Below are 985 nucleotides of genomic sequence, written 5' to 3'. Positions count from 1 at the left end.
ACTCGAAAACACCTGGTTCAACGGGGAAGAAAAAGTAGGCGCTGTCCGCGAGCTTCTCGACGCCATCGCCAGCCTGCCGGAAGTCCTGCGCGAGAAGGATGATCTGCTTCACCGCATCGCGTCCATGGAGGCAGATCGAAAGTCCTTCGTCGACGCAGTTACCCATCTGTATGACGCTCTCGGCGAAACATTCGACGGCAGTGCTCCCCTTGACGCCGCAAAGGCCCTGCTCCGGCGGCGCGAGGAAGCCAGACAGGTCGAGGCGAAGCGGCTGGAACGGGACCAAAGCCTTGTCGACCTGGCGGCCGAACGAGAGCGGCTGGATGGTGAGTTCGCGGTCCATGCCGCGCGCAAGAAGGAACTGACCGATTTCTTCCAGACCGGGACCCTTGCGGATGTTAGGCAAGCTCTCGAACGCTGCCGCAAAAGGGATGAGCTGGTCGAACAGAAGAGCAAGCTGGAACGGCAGATCGTCGGTGACATGCAGCTGCAATCGCTCGAGGCTGCCCTGGCCAGTCTTGCCAATACCGACCTGGCCGAACTGCAGCGCGAGCAGGCCGAGCTCATCACGCGACTTGAAGATCTCGACGGCCGATCAAAGAACCTCTTCGCGGACAGGGCGCAGGTTACCGATCGCCTGACCGCCATCGGCGGCGATGATGCCGCAGCCCGCCTCGAGGCGAACCGGCGCACCTTGCTTCTGGAAATCGAGGAGCTGGCGCTGCGCTATCTTCGCCTCAGGAGCGGGAGCCTAATCGCCGAGCATGGCATTCGCGCCTATCGCGACAAGCACCGCAGCGCCATGATGAACCGGGCATCCGAGGCGTTCCGGCTGATCACCCGCGACGAGTATACCGGCTTGACCACGCGGCCTGATAATGACCGGGAAGCACTGATCGGTCTGTCACGGCAGGGAGGCTCCAAGCAGGCGGTCGAGATGTCCAAGGGGACTCAGTTCCAGCTCTATCTCGCCCTGCGGCTTGCC

1 protein-coding gene is annotated in these 985 nt (G+C 62.4%); it reads left to right on the top strand.

Annotated features, from left to right (window positions below; genetic code table 11):
• Positions 1–985 (top strand): ATP-binding protein (locus tag CEV33_RS23900; protein WP_407923789.1); only part of this gene is annotated, 985 nt, incomplete at both ends.

Origin of the sequence: Brucella grignonensis (assembly GCF_002252505.1) — a bacterium.
GTDB classification, from domain to species: Bacteria; Pseudomonadota; Alphaproteobacteria; order Rhizobiales; family Rhizobiaceae; genus Brucella; species Brucella grignonensis.
The sequence above is the reverse complement of the archived record's forward strand: the minus strand, read 5'-3'. Positions and strand labels throughout refer to the sequence as shown.